At 60.3% G+C, this 21410-nt stretch carries 18 protein-coding genes; 1 reads left to right on the top strand and 17 read right to left on the bottom strand.

Annotation, left to right across the window (positions count from 1 at the left end):
* Nucleotides 1-4: 4 nt before the first annotated feature.
* The 3 genes from ACJSDX_RS04550 to ACJSDX_RS04560 all read right to left on the bottom strand — a co-directional run bounded on the left by ACJSDX_RS04550 (nt 5) and on the right by ACJSDX_RS04560 (nt 3618).
* On the bottom strand, nt 5-1222 hold the full coding sequence (locus tag ACJSDX_RS04550) for an ammonium transporter (RefSeq protein WP_407993694.1): 1218 nt from the start codon (nt 1220-1222) through the stop codon (nt 5-7).
* A gap of 210 nt (nt 1223-1432) precedes the next feature.
* Entirely contained in the window at nt 1433-2374 is a 942-nt protein-coding gene (locus ACJSDX_RS04555) for a TIGR03915 family putative DNA repair protein (RefSeq protein WP_407993695.1), read from the bottom strand.
* 8 nt (nt 2375-2382) lie between these two features.
* Entirely contained in the window at nt 2383-3618 is a 1236-nt protein-coding gene (locus tag ACJSDX_RS04560; protein ID WP_407993696.1) for a putative DNA modification/repair radical SAM protein, read from the bottom strand.
* 150 nt (nt 3619-3768) lie between these two features.
* Between ACJSDX_RS04560 and ACJSDX_RS04565 the strand changes: the two genes are divergently transcribed.
* Complete coding sequence (locus ACJSDX_RS04565; protein WP_407993697.1) at nt 3769-6402, top strand: chemotaxis protein CheW; 2634 nt, start codon at nt 3769-3771, stop codon at nt 6400-6402.
* A 125-nt stretch (nt 6403-6527) separates the two neighbouring features.
* Here the strand turns inward: ACJSDX_RS04565 and ACJSDX_RS04570 are convergent, their stop codons facing one another.
* The 14 genes from ACJSDX_RS04570 to urtB all read right to left on the bottom strand — a co-directional run bounded on the left by ACJSDX_RS04570 (nt 6528) and on the right by urtB (nt 21327).
* Nucleotides 6528-7463, bottom strand: a complete 936-nt coding sequence (locus ACJSDX_RS04570) for a response regulator (protein WP_407993698.1) — start codon at nt 7461-7463, stop codon at nt 6528-6530.
* The gene (locus ACJSDX_RS04575; RefSeq protein WP_407994004.1) at nt 7450-10893 is read right to left on the bottom strand and encodes a hybrid sensor histidine kinase/response regulator; all 3444 of its coding nucleotides are present in this window, start codon (nt 10891-10893) and stop codon (nt 7450-7452) included. Before ACJSDX_RS04575 ends, ACJSDX_RS04570 begins: the two co-directional genes overlap by 14 nt.
* A gap of 125 nt (nt 10894-11018) precedes the next feature.
* Entirely contained in the window at nt 11019-11585 is a 567-nt protein-coding gene (locus ACJSDX_RS04580) for a HupE/UreJ family protein (protein WP_407993699.1), read from the bottom strand.
* 25 nt (nt 11586-11610) lie between these two features.
* Nucleotides 11611-12222 carry an urease accessory protein UreG gene (ureG, locus tag ACJSDX_RS04585; protein ID WP_407993700.1) on the bottom strand — a complete coding sequence of 204 codons (612 nt, stop codon included), beginning with the start codon at nt 12220-12222 and terminating at the stop codon, nt 11611-11613.
* A 324-nt stretch (nt 12223-12546) separates the two neighbouring features.
* Nucleotides 12547-13230 carry an urease accessory protein UreF gene (locus ACJSDX_RS04590; RefSeq protein ID WP_407993701.1) on the bottom strand — a complete coding sequence of 228 codons (684 nt, stop codon included), beginning with the start codon at nt 13228-13230 and terminating at the stop codon, nt 12547-12549.
* On the bottom strand, nt 13223-13714 hold the full coding sequence (gene ureE, locus ACJSDX_RS04595) for an urease accessory protein UreE (RefSeq protein ID WP_407993702.1): 492 nt from the start codon (nt 13712-13714) through the stop codon (nt 13223-13225). Before ureE ends, ACJSDX_RS04590 begins: the two co-directional genes overlap by 8 nt.
* 209 nt (nt 13715-13923) lie before the next feature.
* Complete coding sequence (ureC, locus tag ACJSDX_RS04600; protein WP_407993703.1) at nt 13924-15627, bottom strand: urease subunit alpha; 1704 nt, start codon at nt 15625-15627, stop codon at nt 13924-13926.
* Entirely contained in the window at nt 15624-15932 is a 309-nt protein-coding gene (locus ACJSDX_RS04605; protein ID WP_407993704.1) for an urease subunit beta, read from the bottom strand. The genes ureC and ACJSDX_RS04605 overlap by 4 nt, the downstream gene beginning before the upstream one ends.
* 156 nt (nt 15933-16088) lie before the next feature.
* Nucleotides 16089-16391, bottom strand: a complete 303-nt coding sequence (ureA, locus tag ACJSDX_RS04610) for an urease subunit gamma (protein WP_309565599.1) — start codon at nt 16389-16391, stop codon at nt 16089-16091.
* Nucleotides 16392-16427: 36 nt separating this feature from the next.
* Entirely contained in the window at nt 16428-17285 is an 858-nt protein-coding gene (locus ACJSDX_RS04615) for an urease accessory protein UreD (protein WP_407993705.1), read from the bottom strand.
* 447 nt (nt 17286-17732) lie between these two features.
* On the bottom strand, nt 17733-18422 hold the full coding sequence (gene urtE, locus ACJSDX_RS04620) for an urea ABC transporter ATP-binding subunit UrtE (RefSeq protein WP_407993706.1): 690 nt from the start codon (nt 18420-18422) through the stop codon (nt 17733-17735).
* A gap of 67 nt (nt 18423-18489) precedes the next feature.
* Nucleotides 18490-19233: an urea ABC transporter ATP-binding protein UrtD gene (urtD, locus tag ACJSDX_RS04625; protein WP_407993707.1), complete on the bottom strand. Its 744-nt coding sequence runs from the start codon at nt 19231-19233 to the stop codon at nt 18490-18492.
* Nucleotides 19230-20399 (bottom strand): urea ABC transporter permease subunit UrtC, encoded by a 1170-nt coding sequence (urtC, locus tag ACJSDX_RS04630; protein ID WP_407993708.1) that lies wholly within the window; start codon nt 20397-20399, stop codon nt 19230-19232. Before urtC ends, urtD begins: the two co-directional genes overlap by 4 nt.
* Before the next feature lie 10 nt (nt 20400-20409).
* Nucleotides 20410-21327, bottom strand: coding sequence for an urea ABC transporter permease subunit UrtB (gene urtB / locus ACJSDX_RS04635; RefSeq protein ID WP_309565604.1), 918 nt, complete (start codon nt 21325-21327; stop codon nt 20410-20412).
* Between the last annotated feature and the right edge of the window lie 83 nt (nt 21328-21410).

The following is a 21410-nucleotide window of genomic DNA, read 5'->3' on the forward strand; positions in this document are numbered from 1 at the left end:
CGACTCAGAGCCGGTTGAGTTGCTGAACATGTTCGCGCTGGTAGGCGGCATCGCGGTTGAACTCGGGATAGCCCACCTCGCCATGCTCCGTGATGTCCAGCCCGCGCTGTTCGTGCATGGTGCTGACGCGTAAGCCGATCGTGCGCGCCAGCAACCCGTACATCAGCAACGCGCTGAGGAAGACCCAGACAAAAGCCACGGCCACCCCGATCAGCTGCACGATGACCTGGTTGAGGTCGAACATATTGCCCTTGAGGAACAAGCCGGCCGCAATCGTGCCCCATACGCCGCTGAAGCCATGCACGGCCACCGCGCCCACCACGTCATCCAGCCTTAATTTTTCCAGCGCCCATACCCCGAACATCGTGACGATCCCGCCCATGAAACCGGTCAGTACCGCATATGGCACATCCATACTGGCGCAACCTGCCGTAATCGCCACCAGACCGCCCAGGCTGCCGTTGACCACGAAGGCCATCAGCACCGGCTGGCGCATGGCCAGCGCAGTCAGCAATGCGCCCACCGCGCCTGCGGCGCCGGCCATATGCGTATTCAAGAGAATCGGGCCGATCTCGGCGCCTGCCGCCAGCGTGCTGCCGCCGTTGAAGCCGAACCAGCCGAACCAGAGCAGGAAGCCGCCCATCGCCACCAGGCTGAGGTTATGCCCCGGGATCATGTGCACCTCGCCCTTGCTGCCGAAACGCCCCAGCCTGGGGCCAAGCACCATGATGCCCGCCAACGCGCACCATGCCCCGACCGAATGCACCACTGTGGAGCCGGCAAAATCGATGAAGCCCATCTGCCTGAGCCAGCCATGCTCATTCCAGGCCCAGCTGCCGAATACCGGGTAGATCAAGGCCATGATGCCGCAAGCCCCCAGCAGGTAGGCGACGAAACTCGTGCGCTCGGCCATGGCGCCGCTCACGATGGTCGCTGCCGTCGCCGCGAACATCAACTGGAAAAACAGCATGCTGGCGCTCCAGTCGTCGCCGTAGGCCAAGGCAAAATGGTCCGTGCCGATCCAGCCGCTGGGGTTGCCGCCGAACATCAGGCCGTATCCCACCAGCCAGAACAACAACGCCCCGACCGCCAGATCCATATAGTTCTTCATCATCACATTCACGGCGTTCTTGGCGCGCGCCATGCCGCTCTCCAGCATGGCGAACCCCGCCTGCATCATGAATACCAGCGCGCCGGAAATCGCCACCCACACGCTATCCATGGCCTGCGCCTGGGATGAGCCATCGCCTGCGGATACTGCTGGGAGACCAAGAAAGTAAAGGCAGAAAAAAGCGGATAGTGGGAACAGGAATATTTGCATGGCGGCTTCTTATGGTTGTTCGCGGTTTGCGGGTTACCCGAGCAAAAGCACGAAAAATGCCAGCCACGACATTTGCTGCTTTATCGGCTCTCTATCGCATGCTGAATGCCGTTATTCGTTTCCGCTAGCGATATCCAGACACCGCGACTTTCGCTGATAGCCGATAATCTTGCGCCTGGGCGGCTCGGGCACCCTTTCCAGCATCGCCTGCGTGCGCGTTCCAGCGCCTGCGACCAACGCGGTAATCAGCCCTGCCTCAGGCAGGTTATGCCAATATTTTTTCGGCATTTCCTTCTGCATGGCCTTGAGCTTGAGGCGCGCCGGATTGAAGATATGCCGGTAGTAGCTCAGCCACAACGCTTCGCCGGCATCCTCTGCGGGCAGCGCCTCTGGCTTGCCCCCTGGCAGGAAATGCAGCCTGTTGCCGTCCCAGCGCATGCCCATGCGCGGGCTCATGATGGTCCAGTCCATCGCGGCAAAACGCCCGATGAAGAAAGGCGCGATTGCCGCCATGATGTGGTGCTCCGGCTCGAACCAGGCCAGATAGCGCGGCCTCCCCTCCACCATGACTTCCCGGAAACGGACGAATGCCGTCATTTTGTGCATATCGCGCCGCACTGCCTTGACCATGGAATTCAGGCGGGCAATATCGGCATCCCCTGCCAGCCTCATCAGGCCACGCTCCCGCTGCAAGCGCCATAACACCCGGTAGAGCAAGCCAAAGCGCTCCGGCACCCGGTGCAGGATTACCGGGCGCACCAGTTCGACGAATTGGCGCGGCACCATCAGGCGCACGCTGTTGGCGGGCTGCCCGTCTGACATGGCTGGCGGCACAATATCGGCTTTTCCCTGGACAGTAACGCAAGACTGATTGCTATCCGGGTTCGCTGCATCATCCGCCATCGCCAGAAAATCTTCCTGAAACACATCATGAGCAGCCGGCCTCACGTACCAGTCAACTTCCTGTGGGGCAACGCCTTGGGCAATCAGCCGCCGCGCCGCGGCGCGCCAGCCCTCGATGTCGGTTTCATCCTTGAGATAAACGTTATGCATGCATCACCCTACATAAACAATCCAAGTTGTTGCGGGGCTGCATGAATATTCTTGAGCCACGCAGGTAAACCCGCTGCATCCAGCGTCGTGCCGGGATGATGGTCCGGCAACTGGATAAACGGCAGCATGCGGTTGATCGGGGCATGCATGCGCACCAGGTCGTCCAGCCGCACTGCACGCACGCGGCGAGCTGCCAGGATGCGCTGCACATTGCGCACCCCCAGGCCTGGCACGCGCAGCAACGTGGACTTGGGCGCACGGTTGAGGTCGACGGGAAACATGGCGCGGTTCCGCAGCGCCCATGCCGTCTTGGGGTCCATGTCCAGCGCCAGCATGCCTTGTTCGCCGGTGATGATTTCATGCGGCTCGAACCCGTAGAAGCGCATCAGCCAGTCCGCCTGGTACAGCCTGTGCTCCCGCGCCAGCGGCGGCGACTGCAACGGCAATGCCGGGCTCGCATCGGGGATGGGGCTGAACGCGGAATAGTAGACGCGCCGCAAGCGGTAGCGCCCATACAGCTCGGCGCTGGCGCTGAGTATCGTCCTGTCGTCCGTAGCGTCCGCCCCGACGATCATTTGCGTGCTTTGTCCGCCTGGGGAAAATTTCGGCGGGCGCTTGCCGCTGGCGGTCTTGTCCTTCCCGGCGTCAATGCGTTCGCGCAGCCGCGCCATCGACATGCGGATGGCCGCACCGTCCTTTTCCGGCGCCAGCGCGGACAGGCTTGCCGCCGTCGGCAGCTCGATATTGATGCTCAGCCGGTCCGCATAGCGCCCTGCGCGCGCCAGCAATTCCGGGGCGGCATCCGGGATGGTTTTCAGGTGGATGTATCCGCGGAAGCCATGCTCCTCGCGCAGGATGCGCGCCACCTCGACCACCTGCTCCATGGTGTAGTCCGGGTTCTGGATAATGCCCGAACTCAGGAACAATCCCTCGATGTAGTTGCGGCGGTAAAACGCCAGCGTCAGCTGCACCACTTCGTCTATGCTGAAGCGCGCCCGCGGCACATTGCTGCTGACACGGTTGACGCAGTAAACGCAGTCGTACAGGCAAAAATTGGTGAGCAATATCTTCAACAGGGAAATACAGCGGCCGTCTGGCGCGTAGCTATGGCAAATCCCCGTGCCCGTGGTCGAGCCTATGCCCTTGCCGTCCCGCGAGTCGCGCCGCTCGGTGCCGCTGGAGGCGCACGAGGCGTCGTATTTGGCGGCATCGGCCAGGATTTCTAGTTTCTGTTTCACCTGCATCGGCATATTGTACGTTCGTACAATACATTTGCCTACTCCCTGGCTAAGCGCACTTTCAGCTTCGGGAGAAATCAAGGGCCAATCCGGGCCGTAACAGCGGGCATGATAATTGCTGATCTGGAGACAGGCATCACTACAAGAAAGCAAAGCATGACCACCGCAAACCACAATATCCCTGCCATGACGCAGAGCATGAGCAGCCTCAACCGCTATCGCGAATCGTTGCAGCAGTTGCAGAGCACATGGGACAATCTCTCCCTGCTCAGCCAGCTTTCCGGCACAGGCACCGACATGAGCGAGACGCGCCAGGCCTTCGGTAAGGTCACGACCGACGTGCTGGACAGCCTGGCCAGGGAAACCCTGAACAAGACCATCACAGCGATCACGGCGAAGGCCCAGGTGGCGGTGGATATCGTGGTGCGCAACCTGTTCGAGCGCACGGCGGATATCGGCTTTCTTTCCACCGACGACAATCTCAGCAACTTCCTCGACAAGCACCTTGCGGGCAGCGCCGACGAGGATGACTACATGCTGCTGCGCGAACGCTTCAGCGAGTACGTCCAGAAGTACTCGGTGTACTTCAACGTGATCCTGCTTGATGCAGGAGGCAACATTTTGGTGCAACTGGATGAGGACAACCCGGCCAGGCAATCGCACGACCCCTTGATCAAGGAAGCCCTGCATTCCGACGAACCCTATATCGAGGTATTCCGTCACAGCGACTTATCACCCGGGCAGGATGCCAGCCTGATCTATGCCCGCAGGGTATGCCACGACGACAGCGACGACGCGCTGGGCGTGCTCTGCCTCTGCTTCAAGTTTGAAAATGAAATGGATGGCATCTTCAAAGATCTGATCCGCAAGAACGAATGGTGCGTGGGCTTGCTGCTGGACGAACAAGACCGGGTCGTCGCCAGCAGCGACCACTACCAGATCCCGCTGGGCGCCCCGTTGGAGCATGCCCAAGGCCAGGACTGGATACTCACGCGCTTCGCCGGCAGGCTCTATCTTGCCGTCACGCGTGAAACCAAGGGCTACCAAGGCTACATGGGCCCGGGCTGGCGCGGCCATGTGATGATCCCGCTCGAGCACGCCTTCGAAGACAATGTCGCCAACATCATTGCCGGCATCGACGGCAAGCTGCTGAAGAAAGTCATGCGCAGCCCGCTGTTGTTCTCAGCGACATTGCTGGGCATTCCCAAACAGGCCGCCACCATCCAGAGCAAGCTCAACCAATCGGTATGGAACGGCAATATCTGGCAAAAGCGCGACGCCAGCCACAACGCGCAGCAGAACAATTTCTCCAAGATGCTGTTGTGGGAAATCAGCAATACCGGCTTTAAGACGCAGAACGTGGTGGAAAAGACGGTGGCCGACCTCTACCAGACCGTGGTGGCCGTGATGCTGGAAAACTCGCGCTTTTTCGCCTCGCTGGCGGTGGACATCATGGACCGCAACCTGTACGAGCGCGCCAACGACTGCCGCTGGTGGGCATTGACCGCGACGTTCCAGCGCCTGCTGTCCCAGCCGGAACTCAGCATGCAGGAGAAAAATGCGATCACCAAGGTGCTGGTCTACATCAACAAGGCCTACACGGTGTACTCCAACCTGGTCGTCTTCGACCGCCACGGCTGTATCGTGGCGGCCTCCAACCCGGCCTATCAGCGGCTGGTCGGCGAAACAATCACCGCCGACTGGGTCAAGGCGGCATTGCAATTGCGCCATTCGCAAGACTACGTCGTGTCGGATTTCGAGCCCAGCCCGCTCTACGGCAACCAGCCCACCTACATCTATGCCGCCGCCATCCGCCACCAGGAGCAGACCGTGGGCGGCATCGGCATCGTGTTCGACAGCACGCCGCAGTTTTCCGCCATGCTCGCGGACGCCCTGCCTCGCGGCGCGGACAACGATGTCGTCAAAGGCAGCTTCACGCTCTACGTGGATGAGAAATTGCGCGTGATCTCATCCACCTCGCGCGATTTCGCCGTCGGCAGCCACTTCGCCGTGCATCCGGAGCTGTGCAAGCTGACGCCGGGAAGCACCGGCTTCGACATCGCGCTCTACAACGGCAACTACTACGCCGTGGGCGCGCGCGCATCGGCCGGGTACCGCGAATACAAAGGCGACGGCGACAGCTACAAGAACCACGTGACCGCGCTGATCTTCATCCCCCTGGGCAAGGCTACAGACATCAACGCCATGATAGACTCGGAAAACCTGCTGCAACAGAACCAGTTCAAACCCGCAAGCAACCAGGCCGCCGCCGCGGATGCCGAGGAATACGCCACCTTCTACATCGGCAAGCACTGGCTCGGCCTGCCCGCCTCGCACATTGTCGAAGCGGTACAAGCCAATAACATCAAGCCGTTGCCCGACACCTCGTCGGTGCTGGAAGGCATGCTCAAGCATGAGGACAATGTCGTGCCGGTGCTCAACCTCGCCCGGCTGACCGGCATAGACTTCCAGCCGCCCGAGCAGGACAAGCAGATCGTCATTGTCCAGGCCGGCCCCAAGCTGCCCAAGTTCGGCCTGCTGGTGAGCGCACTCGGAGAAATCCCCGCCATCGCCCCCCACGCGATCGAGCCGCTCTCGGCCTTCTTCGCGACCATCAACATCCCGGCCGAAGGCATTGCCAAGGTCATGACGGAAAAAGGCGAGAACCTACTGATCCTGCTATCGGCCGTCAACCTGATCACGCGCATCAGCGAAGCGGCGCAGCAGGTGAATTCGCATGCCACCGCATCCATTGCGGAGGCAGGGGATATGCTGGAACAGGCGGCCTAAGCTCTGCCACAAAATCCTGCTGGCGTTGTTGCCCTGCCTGGCCGTACTGCTTGTACTGCCTGCGGCAGGGCGCCTAGCCAGCATCGCTTCGCTGAATTTTGTTAGCCGCTCTCCAAGTCTGGCCGTCAGCCCGCCTTGAGGTTGCGCATCTTGCTGGTGGCGAGCGCTGCGGCTGCGGTGCGGGTTTCAACGCCCAGCTTGGCGAAGACGTGCTCCATGTGCTTGTTGACGGTGCGAGGGCTGGTGCCGAGGATGTCGCCGATGTCGCGGTTGGTCTTGCCCTTGATCGCCCAGTAGAGCACCTCGGATTCGCGCTGGGTCAGGCCGAATGTTTGCATCAGGGCTTCGATCTGGGCGGCGTCGGACTCTTCCCTGAGGATGATGACCCATTGCTCCTCGGTATTGAGGTCGGCCGGGGAGAAGATCAGGCGGCCGCTGCCTTGCACCACGGTCAGCGGGTTGGCTTCGGCGCCGCTGGCTTTCAGGCTGACTAGCCATTTGAGCAAGGGCTGCGGCGTGTGCGTTTCGGCATCGGCCTCGCTGGTGCTGAAATACCGTTGCATCCAGTCCCGCGCCAGGGGTGTCTGCCAGACGATGCGGCCGCTCGCGGGCAATACGGCGATGGCCGCCTGTCCGAAGGCATCGAGGGCGCCGCGCGCCTGATGCATCTGGCGCGACGCCTGCAAGTGGGTGCTGATGCGCGCCAGGACTTCGGCAGTGCGGATGGGCTTGGTGACGTAATCGGTGCCGCCGGCGGCAAAGCCTGCCACCACGTGCTCGGACTCGGTGAGCCCAGTCATGAAGATCACCGGAATATGGCGGGTGTTGAGGTTGGCCTTGAGTCTGGCGCAGACCTCGAAACCATCCAGCCCCGGCATAATCGCATCCAGCAAGATGATGTCGGGGCGCGCCTCTTCCGCGCGCCTGAGCGCGGTCTCGCCGTTGTTGGCCACCAGCACCATGTAGCCGGATTCGTCCAGCGCATCGTGCAGCACGGCCAGGTTATCCGGCACGTCGTCCACGATCAGCACGACCGCGGTGTCTTTTCTAGCCTCCATCATTCACTTCTTCCAACATTTTCTGCATTGCTTCAAGTTCGAACTGCTGCGACAGCTGGCGCATGGCCGCAACAAAAGTCCCATATCGGTCGTCCTGCCCGATCTCGTCGAGCTTGCGGGTGATGCCGCGCACGTAGCCCACCTTGATCAAGGCCATCAATTCGTCCCGCTGCTCCTTGGACGGCGCCTCCACGGCATTAGGTCCGGAAGCGACGGCAATGCCTGCATCGGCAACCGCGTCGCCCATCTCGGTCACCCATTCCAGCTTGAGCTGCTCGCCGATCCAGCGCAACAGTTCCATCACGTTCACCGGCTTGACGATGAAATCCGAGGCCGGGATGCCTGCGGTGTTTTCCAGCCCCTTGTCGAACGCATTGGCCGAGACGATCGCGATCGGCACGTCGGACTGGTGCACCTTGCGTATCATGTAGCTCGCCTCCCAGCCGTCCATGTCCGGCATGGCAAGGTCCATGAGGATCACGTTGGGCTTGAACTCGGTGTAGACCTGCAGGCACTCCCGCCCGCTCGCCGCCTCCGCCACCTCGAAGCCCAGGGGCTGCAGGATATTCTTGAGCAGCTCCCTGTCCACCTGCTCGTTGTCCACCACCAATATGCGCCGACGCGGGCCTTTGTAGGCCAGCGGCATGGGCATGGAGGCGTTCTCGATCTCTTCAGCCACTCGCACCTGGGACAGGAACAGGCGGATATTGAACTGGCTGCCCTGCCCCGGCGTGCTGCGCACCGTGAGCTGGCCGCCCATGAGCTCGGTCAGCATCTTGCTGATGGTGAGGCCGAGGCCGGTGCCGCCGATATTGCTGTTGGCGGCAGCCGAACCGCGCGCAAACGGCTCGAACACTTTCTCGATTTCCTCGGGCGCAATGCCCGGGCCGGTATCCTCGATGCTGATATTGAGCATCTCGCGCGCGTAGCGCAGCTTGAACGAAACGCCGCCCTGGCGCGTGAACTTCACGGCATTGCCGAGGATGTTGATGAGGATCTGGCTCAGGCGCTTCTGGTCGATGCGCACCACCTTGGGCAAATCGCCATGCAGTTCGTAATGGAAGCCGATGCCCTTGTTGTGCGCCTGTAGCTCGAACATGCTCACGAGCTGCTGGATGAATTCGGGGAAACGCACCAGGCGCAGGTCGAACGTGAGCTTGCCGCTCTCGATGCGCGCGATGTCTAGCGTGCCCTCGATCAGGGACAGCAAATGCTCGCCGCTGCGGCGGATCACGCGGATCGACTGGTGGCGGCTCTCCGGGATGCTGGGGTCGTTGTCCAGCAGCTGGGCATAGCCGAGGATGCTGTTGAGCGGCGTGCGCAACTCATGGCTGATGCCCGTGATGTAGCGGCTCTTGGCCTGGTTGGCCTGTTCCGCGACCTGGCGCGCGCGCTGCAGTTCGGCGTCGGTCTGCCGATGCAGGGTAATCTCGCGCTGCAGCAAATTGGTCTGGCGGTTGGACTCCTCCTGCGCCACGCGCCGGCTCTCCGAGGTCAGCACTATCCACCAGGCAATGATGCCGCTCGCGAACGCGAGCGCGGCGAAGACCTTGAGGTAGCCCAGCCTGAGCTCGGGCAGCAGGACTTCCTTCTCGCCCGTGAAGGTGAGCGACTCATGGAAATAGATCAGCCCGAACAAGGCGCTCAGGAACGCCAGCGTCACCGCCATCAGCAGCAGGTAATGCCCCAGGCCGCTCTGCATCACCTCGACCCACCGTTCCGGCAGTACCCGCCGCATGACGCGCTGCCATTGGTACTCGATGCGGCCGTGCGGCTTGCAGATATCGTTGCAGCGCGCGTCCAGCGAGCAGCATAGCGAGCAGATCGCGCCCTGGTAGGCCGGGCAATGCGCCATGTCGTCGACCTCGTACTGCTTCTCGCAGATGCTGCAGCGCTGCACGCCGCTCACCGGCTGGTAGCTGACCGGACGGCGCGCGATGTAGTACCTGCCCCTGGTCAGCCAGGCGATCAGCGGGGAAACCACCAGCGCGGTGCCGAGCGCTATCAAGGCCGAGAACGCTTCCGCCTCGACGCCGAATACGCCGAAGAACGCGGCCACCGACAGCAGCGAGGCGATCACCATCGCCCCGACGCCGACCGGGTTGATGTCGTAAAGATAGGCGCGGCGGAACTCGATGCCCTTGGGGCTCAGGCCCAGCGGCTTGTTGATGACGAGGTCGGCCACCACCGCCGTGATCCAGGAAATGGCGATATTGGAATACAGGCCCAGCACCTGCTCCAGCGCCTGGAACACGTCCATTTCCATGAGGATGATCGCGATCATGGCGTTGAACACCACCCACACCACGCGGCCCGGGTGGCTGTGCGTGAGGCGAGCGAAGAAATTCGACCACGCGAGAGAACCGGCATAGGCATTGGTCATGTTGACCTTGATCTGCGAGATCACCACGAAGAACACCGTCACCGCCAGCACGACTTCGGGGTTCGAGAACACCTGGCTGAAGCCTGCCATGTACATCTGGTTGGGGTTGACCGCCTGCTCGAAAGACCTGGCGCCTTCCACCGCCAGGTAGGCCAGCAAGGCGCCGCCCAGCATCTTGAGCATGCCGAGCGATATCCAGCCCGGCCCCGCCACCAACACGCCCAGGTGCCAGCGGAAGCGGTTCTTGCGCGTCTTTTCCGGCATGAAGCGCAAGAAATCCACCTGCTCGCCGATCTGCGGGATCAAGGCCATACCGACCGCCATCGCCGTGCCGAACATCAACAGGTTGAAGTCGCTGTCGTAGCCAGACTTGCCCGCGAACTCGCCCAGGCGGCCGAGCACGCCGGGGTCCTTGTAGATGATGAACACGTAAGGCAATGCGAGCAGGAACAGCCAGACCGGCTGGGTGATCATCTGGATGCGGCTGACCAGGGTGACGCCGTGGGTCACCAGCGGCACGATCACCAGCGCGCTCACCAGGTAGCCGATGTAGAGCGGCAGGTCGAAATACAGCTCCAGCGCATAGGCCATGATGGCCGCCTCGAGCGCGAACAGGATGAAGGTGAACGAGGCGTAGACGAACGAGGAGATGGTGGAGCCGATGTAGCCGAAGCCCGCGCCGCGCGTGAGCAGGTCCATGTCCAGACCGAACTTGGCCGCGTAATAGCTGATCGGCAACCCGGTCATGAAGATCACCAGCCCGATGGCGAGAATGGCCCAGAAAGCGTTGGTGAAGCCGTAATTGACGGCCAGCGTGCCGCCGATCGCCTCCAGCACCAGGAAGGAAATCGCGCCGAACGCGGTATTGGCGACGCGGAAGATCGACCACTTGCGGAAGGAGCGCGGCGTGAACCTGAGCGCGTAATCCTCCAGCGTCTCGTTGACCACCCAGGTGTTGTAGTCGCGGCGCACCTTGACGATGCGCTGCGTGGGTTCCATCACCTCGCCAACGCCCCCGCTTGCCCCCGCCTGATAGTCAATCGCCGTCATGCAGCCGTATTGTTCTCCGTTAATGCCTGCCATCAATGCAGCAAGTTTCAAGCCAGTCAGGCACTAGAAAACCATATTCCCTCTATTGTCCGGCTAATCAACCGGGCATACACCCATGGCGATAATCAGCTTGCCAACAACCATGCGCCTAGCACCATCATGGTGCATCCAAAAATTGAATGCACCAAAACAGGAAGCCGCAAGCGGCGGCTGGACAATGCCAGACCAAGCATATGCAGCAGCGCGGTTGCGGCCAGCATGCCGAACATCACCGCCAAGCCTTGATCCGCAGCTAGCTCGCTGCCATGGGCAATGCCGTGGAACAGGGCGAACAAGGCGACCAGCCCGGCTTGCAGCGCCCTTGGCAGGCGCAGGCTGATGACAAGCAATGCGCCCAGCGCCATCACGCTGGCGGCGAGCAGCGTTTCAATAGCAGGCAGGCGGTAGCCCGCCATGCCGATGACGGCGCCCAACGCCATGACGGCAACGAAGGTAGCCGGAAGCTGCCAACGCGCCGCGCCGCCGATGCGCCCAGCCCATAAACCGACGGCAAGCATGACCAGCAAGTGGTCCAGCCCGGTGAGCGGATGCATGAAGCCGGCCAGCAAGCCTTGGGCTTCGTGCCCAGGATGCGCGAAAGCCAGCGGGGAGAACGCCAACAGGCCCAGTGCTGCGAAACGATGAATTTTCATATGTTTTCCTTATTTGTTTGACCTGTTAAAGCATCAACCCTTGTTTCTCGATAAAGCCGACAATCTCTTCCAGGCCCTGCCCGCTCTTGAGATTGGTAAAGATGAAAGGACGATCGCCACGCATCTTGCGCGCATCGCGGTCCATCACCTCGAGCGAGGCCCCCACCAGCGGCGCCAGGTCGATCTTGTTGATCACCAGCAAGTCGGATTTGGTGATGCCCGGCCCGCCCTTGCGCGGGATCTTCTCGCCCGCCGCGACGTCGATCACGTAGATCGTCAGGTCGGAAAGCTCCGGGCTGAATGTCGCCGCGAGGTTGTCGCCGCCGCTCTCGACAAACACGATATCCAGCGGATTGAAACGCTCGCTCAACTGCGCCACCGCCTCGAGGTTCATCGAGGCATCCTCGCGGATCGCCGTGTGCGGGCAGCCGCCCGTCTCCACCCCGATGATGCGCTCCGGCGCCAACGCCTCGTTGCGCGTGAGGAACTCGGCGTCCTCCCGCGTGTAGATGTCGTTGGTCACCACCGCGATGTTGTACACATCGCGCAAGCGCTGGCACAAGGCCAACGTCAGCGCCGTCTTGCCCGACCCGACCGGCCCGCCGATACCGACGCGTAAAGGTTCCTTAATCTGCATTACTTGATCCAATATTTAAAATCACTCAAAAACAACAAAGCTCGACACGATAACTATCTATAAGCAAAAGGCTCGCCATCCGCCCAATCTTCCCCGTTTGGCTGCGCCGAGTAGCGCAGCTTTTAATGGAAACAGGACTGGCGTCTGTCTGAGCGCAGCGAGTTCAGCCAGTCCCCATTAAAAGCGAGCAACGCAGGTTGCCCGGAGCAAAGCTCCGGGACGCAGACAATCGGGGTCGCCTTTTGTTTGGTTCCTTTATTTTGGCGACGCAAAATAAAGGGACTCGCCTACAGGCGAAAAGCAACCTCTCATTAACAGCAGTCCCTACGACCTAAACAACCTGCTGTACTGCGTCTCATGCCTACATCCCGCAATAGTCAACGCAGGACAAAAATTACTCATCATAAAATCCGGCATGTGCATAGCCTCTTCGACCAATGCAGGAATCCTGTCCGCCACGCCCAACAATATCTTCTGCCCCGCCACCTGCCCCAACGGCACCGCCTTCATCGCCGCGCTGGCCTGGTTTTCCAGCCAGGACCAGGCATACGCCTGCAAGGCATCTTGTTCATCGATTCCCCAAACCTGGCTGATGCCCGCATACAACGCAGGAAAAGAAGCTGTCGGCAAAGCCTCCAGCATCGCCATCCAGGCACCGGGCAAATCATCAAACTCCAGCAACAAACGCTTGAGCGAATACCCCATCTGCCTGCTCTCGGCCAAGGCCTCGGCATTGTCGCGCCCGGCCAGGTAAAACGCATTCCATTCGTTCAATGCCTCAGCGTCGCCACGCTGCCATGCACGGTAAAACCGGCTCAGCAGCGGCAGCTCGAAACCGCCCTGATACACCTGCAATACGTCGCCTATCCAGGCTTGGGCACTTGCCAGGTCATGCACTTCGCCCGACTCGATGCCCCACTCCAGCCCTTGCGAATAGCTATAAGCCCCAACGGGCAGCATCGGGCTTGCCAGTTGCAGCAAGCGCACCAATGAGCTGGATTTACTCATGCGTCCTCAAGCGCGCCGGCTGGCGAATCGAAGGCGCATCATCGTCATGATGGTGGCGGTGCCCGCCGCCATACGCGCCGGCCTCCGGCTCGAACGGCGCCATCTGCCCTTCCACCTGCACGCCCAGCCCAAGCAGCATCTCCTGCAATACATGATCCTGCTCCAGGCGCAGCCAGCCATTGCCGACTTCAAGCGGCACATGGCGGTTGCCCAAGTGATAAGCGGCACGCATGAGTTGTTGGGCAGTCTCTGCTGTCACTAATAACACCGGTTCATCGGCAGCCACCACCTGCACTACCCTGCCGTCCTCGGCCTGCAGCAAATCGCCGCCGCGCAAGACCGTGCCACGCTCCAGCAGCAACGCCGCCTCGGTGCCCGAAGCCAGCACGACGCGCAAACGGCTCTTCTGCCGACGGTCGAACGGCAGCACCAGTTGGTCGTCAACCTGGCTGGCGGTTTCTATTTTCTTGCTGATTCCTAGCATGCTTAGTTCTTTACACTTTCCGAAATAGTCATTACAAGCGCTCAAGAAAGCGATTCTGACTAGGCGCTTTGCCGTAGACATACACTTCAAATACTCAAACTCTTACTTGAGCGTGCAGACTAGCGTTCCTGGCAAGGCGCTTTAGCGCAGACAGTACGCTAAGTACGGCAAGCTAAAGCAACGCCGCCAGGGGCGCTAGTCTGCACGCGTCAAAACAGGAAGTAGCGTTGGGCTAGGGGCAACACCTCCGCCGGCTCACAACTCAGCACCACACCATCGGCACGCACTTCATACGTTTCCGGGTCCACGTCAATCTCTGGCATCCAGCCGTTGTGCACCATATCCGACTTCCTCACCTCGCGCGTGCCCTTGACCGCTATCAACGGTTTCTTCAGGTTCAATGCCGCAACTTCCGGGTTGCTCAACGCTGCCTGCGACACAAACGTCACCGAGGTCTGCAACGCGCCACCGTAGGAACCGAACATGGAGCGATAATGCACGGGCTGCGGCGTCGGGATAGAGGCATTGGCGTCGCCCATCACGGCAGCCGCGATCATGCCCCCCTTGAGGATGGTCGAAGGCTTGACGCCGAAAAATGCCGGACGCCAGAGCACGAGGTCGGCCAGCTTGCCGACTTCGATCGAGCCGACGATATGGGCGATGCCGTGCGTCAATGCAGGGTTGATGGTGTACTTGGCGATGTAGCGCTTGATGCGGAAATTGTCGTTGCGCGCGCTGTCTTCGGGCAAGGGGCCGCGCTGCACCTTCATCTTGTGCGCGGTCTGCCAAGTGCGGATCACCACTTCGCCCACGCGGCCCATGGCCTGCGAGTCGGAAGACATCATGGCGAACGCGCCAAGGTCATGCAGGATATCCTCGGCCGCGATCGTTTCGCGGCGGATACGGCTTTCGGCGAATGCCACGTCCTCGGCGATTGCCGGGTCGAGGTGGTGGCAGACCATGAGCATATCGAGATGCTCGTCTATGGTGTTGATGGTGAAAGGCCGGGTCGGGTTGGTGGACGAGGGCAATACATTGGGGTGCCCCGCCGCGCGGATGATGTCCGGCGCATGGCCGCCGCCCGCACCTTCGGTATGGAAGGTATGGATGGTGCGGCCCTTGAACGCATCCAGCGTGGTCTCGACGAAACCGGATTCGTTGAGGGTATCTGAATGGATTGCCACCTGCACATCCATTTCCTCGGCAATGCTCAGGCAATTGTCGATCGCGGCTGGCGTTGTGCCCCAGTCCTCATGCAGCTTGAGCCCGACCACGCCCGCCTCGACCTGCTCGCGCAACGGCTGCGGCAGGCTGGCGTTGCCCTTACCGAGAAAACCCAGGTTCATCGGGAAGGCATCCGCCGATTGCAGCATGCGGTGGATATGCCAGGGGCCGGGGGTACAGGTAGTGGCAAACGTGCCGGTCGCCGGGCCGGTGCCGCCGCCTATCATGGTGGTGACGCCGGACATCAGCGCCTCCTCGATCTGTTGCGGGCAGATGAAATGGATATGGGTGTCGATGCCGCCTGCGGTGACGATCATGCCCTCGCCCGCGATCACCTCTGTGCCCGCGCCGATGGCAATCTCCACGCCGGGCTGGATGTCGGGATTGCCCGCCTTGCCGATGGCGGAAATATAGCCGCCCTTGATGCCGATATCGGCCTTGACGATGCCCCAATGGTCGACGATCAACGCATTGGTAATCACCGTATCCGCCACCTCGCTCGCCACGCCCTGGCCTTGCCCCATGCCGTCGCGGATCACCTTGCCGCCGCCGAACTTCACCTCCTCGCCGTAGATGGTGTAATCCTTTTCCACCTCCAGCCACAGCTCAGTGTCAGCTAGGCGCACGCGATCGCCCACCGTCGGGCCGAACATTTCGGCATAGGCACGTTTGTCGATTTTCACACTCATTTCAGCGCTCCCATCACCTTGCCGGCAAACCCATACACTTTGCGATCTCCGGCCAAGGCAACCAATTGTACCGTGCGGCTTTGCCCCGGCTCGAAACGTACCGCCGTGCCTGCGGCAATATCGAGGCGGAAGCCATAGGCCAGTTGCCGCTCAAACGACAAGGCTTCATTGGTCTCGTAAAAATGGTAATGCGAACCCACCTGGATAGGCCGGTCGCCCGTATTCGCCACCTCCAACGTCACCGTCTCGCGCCCGTCGTTGAGCAGGATTTCGCCTGCGTCTATTTTCATTTCACCTGGGATCATGTGTATTGCTCCAGTCGCGCTCATTTACTTTTTTCAATTTCACACTGTCCTGAGTGCTTCACAATCCATTGCTAGCAAGGCGCGCCGACGCAGACAGTACGGATGAGTACGGCAAGGAGGCGCAACGCCGCTAGCGATGGATTGTGAAACACGACCTCAAGGAATCGGTTGGTGGACGGTGACTAGCTTGGTCCCATCCGGAAACGTCGCCTCCACCTGTATCTCCGGAATCATCTCCGGCACGCCCTCCATCACATCCTCGCGCGTCAGCAGCGTCGCGCCGTACCCCATCAATTCAGCCACCGTCTTGCCGTCGCGCGCGCCTTCCATGATGGCGGCGCTGATGAATGCAATCGACTCGGGATAGTTGAGCTTGAGGCCGCGCGCCTTGCGCCGCTCCGCCAGCAAGGCCGCGGTAAAGATCAGCAGCTTGTCTTTTTCTCTTGGGCTTAATTCCATAGACAGTTCTTCTTCATCGATTCAATGTGATGCCAGTCAGGTATTCCATATCCGAGGCCTGACGGCAGGGCGCACAGCATACCATGGCCTGAGCACTTGCCAGAGCCGCTCGAAATACTCCCGCGCAGCTTCCGAGGAACGGCCAATATAACGCGCCGAAAATATCTCCGGCAAGGCAGTCACGCCGTAATGCGCATCGCCGCGGGCCTCGATCGCCCGGCAGGCTTCGACAATATCCACAGGCACCGCGCCTGCGGCCACCACCAGGCTGCCATTGACCGGCATGCCTTTCAAGCCGATATCGGAACGCATCACCAGGCTTTGGGGCCGGGCAAACAATCGCTCGTTCCAGATCAAGCGCCCTTCACGCCGCACTTGCATCACCTGACGCAGCTCACCTTCGTCCCATTGCTCGCTCCGCGCCTGGCGGCCAAAGCACATGATGTCCCAGCCACAGAACACTGCGTTTTCTGCAAGATCAATCTCGCTACTGAAGCGCACATCGCTGCCGTCGAACAGGATGTTTTCCTGCGGCAGCCATTCCAGGCAGCTATTGGCCGCCAACTGGAACCGTATTTCCTGGCTCGCGCTCAATTGGTTGGCCTTGTACCATTTGCCGGCACCCGGCGTAGTCAACAAGGCTTTAGCTGATGCTCCCAAGGTTGCGACCAATTGCAATTGGTCGCCGCCCGCGACGCCGCCCGGCGGATGGATGATGATGCCGTGGCAGACCTCGTCTCCTTCCGGGTAGAGCATTTTCTGCACCACCAGCGGCCCTTGGTGGCGTTTGCCTACCAGCGTCGTCCGCCCTGCCCTGGCTGCAAAATCTAGCGCCAGCAATGCCTGCCAGCGCTTATCCGCCCATGCCGCCGTTTTTGTTTGTGAGTCATCCATCGGCAGCATCCTGCCATAAAAACGCCAGCATCATAAATAATTACAATTGCCCTCCTGGCATGTAAGAACAATCAAGAAGGTCAGTGAAACGGTGCTGGCAAGGCGCGCCAACGCAGACAGTACAAAGGGGTCTGTTAACCTAATATTTTCGTCCTGCGTTACAACCTTCAATGGTGTCAGGCAAGACGCGGGGCGCTGGTAATGGTTATTCCATTGCCGAGCCCCGCAACGCAGCATGGCGCCATTGAAGGTTGCAACCCAAAGGCCCGGGCCATTGTGCGCGTGCCGCTGCGTTACTCGTCGTTCATTTGGAATGACCAAACTTCTCTCCTCATGCCTTGCCCCACACGCACAATGACTCCGGCGCAGACGAAAATATTAGGTTAACAGACCCCCGGTACGGCAAGGAGGCGCAACGCCGCCAGCAGACCTTGTTGATTGTTCCACTCAGACCGAGAGGTAGCCCTTGATTTTTGCCGCATCCACCTCGCTGCGCTTGTTCTCATGGATGAAGTTGCCCTTGTCGATGACGATGATGCGGTCCGCGATCTCCATGGTGAAGCTCAGCACCTGCTCGGACACGATGATGGTGATCTCGCGCATCTTGCGGATTTCATTCAGCACCTTGGCGATGTCCTTGATGATGGACGGCTGGATGCCCTCGGTCGGCTCGTCCAGCAGCAGCACCTTGGGGTTGGTCACCAGAGCGCGGGCAATCGCCAATTGCTGCTGCTGGCCGCCGGAAAGGTTGCCCCCTTTGCGGTTGCGCATGTCGTAAAGCACCGGGAACAAGGCATAGATGTCCTCGGGAATCTGGCGGGATTTTGACTTCTCCAGGCCGGTCTCGATGTTTTCCTGCACGGTCATGGTCGGGAAGATCATGCGGCCTTGCGGCACGTAGGCCAGGCCTTTCTGCACGCGCTGGAAGGTTTCGCTGCCGCCGATGTCCACGCCGTCCACGTTGGCCTTCTTGCTCTTGCTGGGCAGGATGCCCATCAACGACTTGAACAAGGTGGTCTTGCCCATGCCGTTGCGGCCCATGATGGCGAGGGTTTCGTTCTTGGCGGCGCTGAAGCTGATGCCGTGGATGACTTCGCTTTGTCCGTAGCTGACTGTCAGGTCTTCAATCTCAATCATTTTCTATCCTTTCGTTGTCCGGGCTGGCGGCACTGGCCTAGTCAGCCAGTGCCGCATCTTTCATGCATTAATGGCCCAGATAGACCTCAATCACTTTTTCGTTGGCCTGCACCTTGTCCATGGCGCCTTCGGCGAGAATCTTGCCCTGGTGCAGCACGGTGACCTTGTGCGCGATCTTCTTGACGAATTCCATGTCGTGCTCGATCACGATCACGGAGCGGTTCTGGCAGATGCGGTTGAGCAGCTCGGCCGTCTGGTCGCGCTCCTTGGCGCTCATGCCCGCCACCGGCTCGTCCAGCATCAACAGCTCCGGCTCCTGCATCAGCAGCATGCCGATTTCCAGCCATTGCTTCTGTCCGTGGCTCAACAGCGCCGCCTCCATGCCGAGGATGTCTTCCATCATGATTTCCTTGGCAATCTTGTGCACCTGCGCCACGACTTCGTCGCTGCGCTTGAAGAACAGGCTACCGAACACGCCCCGGCCCTTGGGGTAGGACACTTCCAGGTTCTGGTACACCGTAAGGTTCTCGTAGATCGACGGCGTCTGGAACTTGCGGCCTACCCCGGCGCGCACGATCTCGTGCTCGGAAAGCTTGGTCAACTCACGGTTCTTGAACTTGATCGAACCCTCGGTGGATTTGGTCTTGCCGCAGATCAGGTCCAGCACCGTGGTCTTGCCCGCGCCGTTGGGCCCGATCACCACGCGCAACTCGTTCTTGTCGATGTACATATTGAGCTTGTCGACTGCCTTGAAACCGTCGAACGACACGGTCAGGTCCTCGACAGCCAGTACGAAATCGGTATTACTCATGCTTTTACCCCCACTTCCTTGGTTTCAATCGGCGCGGCTGGTACAGCTTCAGCCTTTTTGGCCTTGGGCGTTTCTTCCGACAATTTGCGCAGAAAAGGCACCTTCTTTGCATACTTGTCGTAGATACCGGCAAGGCCGTTCGGGAAGAACATCACCACGGCGATGAACAGGCCGCCCATGAGGAACAGCCACAGTTCCGGATAGGTTTCCGAGAACATGGTCTTGCCGAAGTTGACCAGCAAGGTGCCGTACACTGCGCCGATCAGCGACATGCGCCCGCCCACTGCTGCGAAGATCACCATCTCGATCGAAGGCACGATGCCGATGAAGGATGGCGACATGAAGCCGACCTGCAAGGTGAACATCGCGCCGCCGATGGCCGAAATCAGGGCAGACAGGCAGAAGATGAAAATCTTGAAGTTGGACACGTCGTAACCCGAGAAGCGCACGCGCTCTTCCTTGTCGCGCATCGCCAGCAGCAGCATGCCGAACTTGCTGCTGAGGACATAGCGGGAGAGCAGGATGCAGCCGATCAGCAGCGCGGCATTGAGGTAATACAGCACATACTTGGCGTTCTCGGTCCGGATATCCCAGCCCAGCACGGTTTTGAGATCGGTGATGCCGTTCACGCCGCCGGTATAGCCCTGCTGGCCGATGATGAGGATGGACAGGATCAGCGCAATCGCCTGGGTGATGATCGCGAAATACACGCCGCCGACACGGCGCTTGAACATCGCATAACCAATGATGAAGGCGAACAGCGTAGGCACCACCAGGATTGCGATGATAGTCAGCGGCAAGCTCTTGAACGGCTCCCAGAACCACGGCAGGGCCGTGAGCTGATTCCAGTCCATGAAGTCGGGAATGCCGGGCGTGGACTGGATCGCGGTGCTGACCGGGTCGGACGCTTCCAGTTTGAGGAACATCGCCATCGCGTAGCCGCCCAGGCCGAAGAAGATGCCCTGACCCAGGCTCAGGATGCCGCCGTTACCCCACAGCAGCACCAGGCTGACCGCGACGAAGGCGTAAGTGAGGTATTTGCCGACCAATCCAAGGCGGAAGGGGTCCAGGCCCAGCGGCAGCACCACCAGGATGAACGCGGCGAGGATGCCGAGGCCGATGGCCCCCTGCTTTCCGCCTAGTATTTTGCTCAATGTTTCATTCATGTTGTTCCCCTTACTTACGTACTTTGGATGCAAACAGGCCTTCCGGACGCATCATGAGGATGCCGACGATCACCATCAGGGTCGCGACCTTGCCCATGGAGCTGGTCATGAAGAACTGCAGGATGGATTGCGCCTGGGCGATGCCGAAGGCGGAAGCGATCGTGCCTAATACGCTGGCCGCGCCGCCGAACACGACGACCATGAAACTGTCGACGATGTAGAGCGAGCCTGTGGTGGGACCGGTGGAAGCGATCGTGGTGAACGCCGCGCCTGCCACGCCGGCGATACCGCAGCCAAGCGCAAAGGTCACGCGGTCAACCTTCTTGGTATTGATGCCGACGGCACCCGCCATCACGCGGTTCTGCACCGTAGCGCGCACGCGCAGGCCCCAGCGGGAACGGAACATGAAGATAAAGACGCCTACGGTGACCACCAACGCCAGCCCGAGCACGAACACCCCGTTGATCGGGATATCGATGTCAGGCGTCGGCTGGAAGGAGCCCATGAGCCATTCTGGCAGCACGGCGCTGACCTCCTTGGCGCCGAAGGTGGAACGGAAAATCTGCTGCATCACCAGGCTCAAGCCCCAGGTGGCAAGCAAGGTATCGAGAGGCCGTTTGTACAAGTGCCTTATCAGGGCGAACTCGACGATATAACCGATGATGAACGCCACAATGAACGCGGCGATGATCGCAAACAGGAAGTAGTAATTGACGATTCCGTAAGTCTCGGCCACCCGGGAAAGAAACACGGTGGTATAGGCGCCTATCGCCATGAATTCGCCATGGGCCATGTTAATCACGCCCATTTGCCCGAAGATGATCGCCAGGCCAAGTGCCATCAGGAGAAGAACGCTGAACAGGCTTAACCCCGAGAAAGCCTGCATGACAACGATATTGCCTATCTCTGCCATTGAATAATCAAACATAATCGGCCTCCAGCCTTTTACTTACAGATGAGTGTTGCACTTACACACTGCAACAACCCCAAGCGGGGCTGTTGCAGGCCTTA

It is taken from the genome of Methylobacillus draconifructus (assembly GCF_045984355.1).
Lineage (GTDB): Bacteria > Pseudomonadota > Gammaproteobacteria > Burkholderiales > Methylophilaceae > Methylobacillus > Methylobacillus flagellatus_A.

Excerpts from the sequence above, each read along its gene's own strand:
- ACJSDX_RS04550 (WP_407993694.1), bottom strand. The coding sequence starts at position 1,222 with ATGGATAGCGTGTGGGTGGCGATTTCCGGCGCGCTGGTATTCATGATG.
- ACJSDX_RS04555 (WP_407993695.1), bottom strand. The coding sequence starts at position 2,374 with ATGCATAACGTTTATCTCAAGGATGAAACCGACATCGAGGGCTGGCGC.
- ACJSDX_RS04560 (WP_407993696.1), bottom strand. The coding sequence starts at position 3,618 with ATGCAGGTGAAACAGAAACTAGAAATCCTGGCCGATGCCGCCAAATAC.
- ACJSDX_RS04565 (WP_407993697.1), top strand. The coding sequence starts at position 3,769 with ATGACCACCGCAAACCACAATATCCCTGCCATGACGCAGAGCATGAGC.
- ACJSDX_RS04570 (WP_407993698.1), bottom strand. The coding sequence starts at position 7,463 with ATGATGGAGGCTAGAAAAGACACCGCGGTCGTGCTGATCGTGGACGAC.
- ACJSDX_RS04575 (WP_407994004.1), bottom strand. The coding sequence starts at position 10,893 with ATGACGGCGATTGACTATCAGGCGGGGGCAAGCGGGGGCGTTGGCGAG.
- ACJSDX_RS04580 (WP_407993699.1), bottom strand. The coding sequence starts at position 11,585 with ATGAAAATTCATCGTTTCGCAGCACTGGGCCTGTTGGCGTTCTCCCCG.
- ureG (WP_407993700.1), bottom strand. The coding sequence starts at position 12,222 with ATGCAGATTAAGGAACCTTTACGCGTCGGTATCGGCGGGCCGGTCGGG.
- ACJSDX_RS04590 (WP_407993701.1), bottom strand. The coding sequence starts at position 13,230 with ATGAGTAAATCCAGCTCATTGGTGCGCTTGCTGCAACTGGCAAGCCCG.
- ureE (WP_407993702.1), bottom strand. The coding sequence starts at position 13,714 with ATGCTAGGAATCAGCAAGAAAATAGAAACCGCCAGCCAGGTTGACGAC.
- ureC (WP_407993703.1), bottom strand. The coding sequence starts at position 15,627 with ATGAGTGTGAAAATCGACAAACGTGCCTATGCCGAAATGTTCGGCCCG.
- ACJSDX_RS04605 (WP_407993704.1), bottom strand. The coding sequence starts at position 15,932 with ATGATCCCAGGTGAAATGAAAATAGACGCAGGCGAAATCCTGCTCAAC.
- ureA (WP_309565599.1), bottom strand. The coding sequence starts at position 16,391 with ATGGAATTAAGCCCAAGAGAAAAAGACAAGCTGCTGATCTTTACCGCG.
- ACJSDX_RS04615 (WP_407993705.1), bottom strand. The coding sequence starts at position 17,285 with ATGGATGACTCACAAACAAAAACGGCGGCATGGGCGGATAAGCGCTGG.
- urtE (WP_407993706.1), bottom strand. The coding sequence starts at position 18,422 with ATGATTGAGATTGAAGACCTGACAGTCAGCTACGGACAAAGCGAAGTC.
- urtD (WP_407993707.1), bottom strand. The coding sequence starts at position 19,233 with ATGAGTAATACCGATTTCGTACTGGCTGTCGAGGACCTGACCGTGTCG.
- urtC (WP_407993708.1), bottom strand. The coding sequence starts at position 20,399 with ATGAATGAAACATTGAGCAAAATACTAGGCGGAAAGCAGGGGGCCATC.
- urtB (WP_309565604.1), bottom strand. The coding sequence starts at position 21,327 with ATGTTTGATTATTCAATGGCAGAGATAGGCAATATCGTTGTCATGCAG.